1 protein-coding gene is annotated in these 2,096 nt (G+C 73.8%); it reads left to right on the top strand.

The features are described 5' to 3' along the window. The coding region (locus tag AB0O91_RS41160) for a condensation domain-containing protein (protein ID WP_363444687.1) at nucleotides 1–2,096 on the top strand (2,096 nt) is incomplete at both ends.

The following is a 2,096-nucleotide window of genomic DNA, read 5'->3' as shown; positions in this document are numbered from 1 at the left end:
CTCACCGCCTACACCGTCACCACCACCCCCACCACCCCCACCCAACTCCGCACCCACCTCGCCACCACCCTCCCCGACTACATGATCCCCGCCCTGTTCGTCACCCTGGACCGGCTGCCCCTGACCCCCAGCGGCAAGGTGGACCGACGGGCCCTCCCCCGGCCCGAGTTCCAGGCCGACCGGGCCGAGGCCCCGTACGCCGCGCCCCGCACGCCCCTCGAGGAACAGATCGCCACGATCTGGGCCGACGTCCTCGGCACCGACCGGGTCGGCATCCACGACAACTTCTTCGAACTCGGCGGCGACTCCATCCTCACCATCCAGGTCATCTCCCGCGCCCGTGAGGCGCTGGGCGGCGGCCTCACCCCGCGGATGCTCTTCGAGGCCCCGACCGTCGCCGAACTCGCCGAGGCCCTGCGCCCGGACTCCACCCCGGCCGGGCCGGCGATCCCGCCGGTGCCGCGGGACGGACTGCTGCCGATGTCCTTCGGCCAGCAACGCCTGTGGTTCCTGGAGGACTTCACCGAGAGCAGCACCGAGTACCACGCCGCGCTCGGCCTGCGGCTGACCGGCGTGCTCGACGCCGCCGCACTGCGCGACGCGGTCGAGGAGCTGGTCGCGCGGCACGAGTCGCTGCGCACCACCTTCGACGTCGTCGACGGCCTCCCGGTGCAGATCGTCCACCCGGAGCTGCGGCCGCACTGGCGCAGCACCACGGCGGAGGACGAGGAGCAGTTGCGCGCGCTGGCCCGGGAGGAGCTGGCCCGCCCGTACGACCTGCGGAACGGTCCGCTGGTCCGGGTGCTGCTGGTGCGGCTGGCCGAGGACCGGCACGTCTGCGTCCTCGGCATGCACCACATCGTCACCGACGGCTGGTCGATGGGCGTGGCGGCCGGCGAGCTCGGCGCGCTGTACACCGCCCGGACCGAGGGCCGGACCGCCGAGCTTCCCGATGTCCCCGTGCAGTACCCGGACTTCGCGGCCTGGCAGCACCAGCGGCTGGCCGACGACGGTGTGGCGGCCGAACAACTCGACTGGTGGCGCGATCAGTTGGAGGGGATCACGCCGCTGGAGCTGCCCACCGACCGGCCGCGACCGGCCGTGCGCTCCTCGGCCGGCGCGGTGCACGGCTTCGGCGTACCGGCCGACACCGCGGACGGGCTGAAGCGGCTGGCCCGCCGGGAGGGCGCGACGCTCTTCATGGCCCTGACGGCAGCGGTCCAGACCGTGTTCGCCCGCTACACCGGACAGCAGGACATCGCGGTGGGCACGGCCTCCGCCGGTCGTGCGCACGGCGGGCTGGACCAGCTGATCGGGTTCCTGGTCAACACCGTCGTGCTGCGCTCGCGGATCGAGCCGGACGCCTCCTTCGCCGGGCTCCTCCGACAGGTCCGCGGCACCGTCCTGGACGCCTTCGCACACGAGGACGTGCCGTTCGAGCGGCTGGTGGAGGCGGTGCAGCCCGAGCGCGACACCAGCCGGACGCCCCTGGTGCAGGCCATGGTCGTGCTGCAGAACACCGCCGCCCCGTACCCCGAGCTGGCCGGGCTGCGGGTGGGCGAGTACGCCATGGAGCGGAGCACCGCGCTCTCCGACCTCACCGTCGAGTTCGAGGAGTCCGGCGGCGGGCTGCGGGCGCTGGTCGAGTACAGCACCGAGCTGTTCGACGCGGCGACGGTGCAGCGCTTCGGCGAGCACCTGAACGTGCTCCTGGCGGCCGCCGTCGCCGGGCCCGAACGACCGCTCGCCGAGCTGCCGTTGATGACGGCCGGGGAGTTGGCGCGGGTGGACGGCGAGTGGCGCGGGGTGCCGGGGGTGCCCGCCTGGCCGGGGACGATCCACGGGGTGGTGGCCGAACAGGCCGCCCGCACACCCGACGCACCGGCCGTGACCTTCGGGGAGGAGACGCTCAGCTACCGGGAGTTGGACGAGGCCGCCAACCGACTCGCCCACCACCTGGTCGAACTCGGCGCCGGACCGGACCGGTTGGTCGCCCTCTCGGTGGAACGCGGCCTGTCCATGGCCGTCGGCCTGCTCGCCATCATGAAGGCCGGCGCCGCCTACGTCCCGCTCGACCCGGCCTACCCCGCCGACCG

It is taken from the genome of Kitasatospora sp. NPDC089797 (genome assembly GCF_040684795.1).
Taxonomy (GTDB): Bacteria; Actinomycetota; Actinomycetes; order Streptomycetales; family Streptomycetaceae; genus Kitasatospora.
This window is presented reverse-complemented; position numbering and strand designations above follow the sequence as displayed.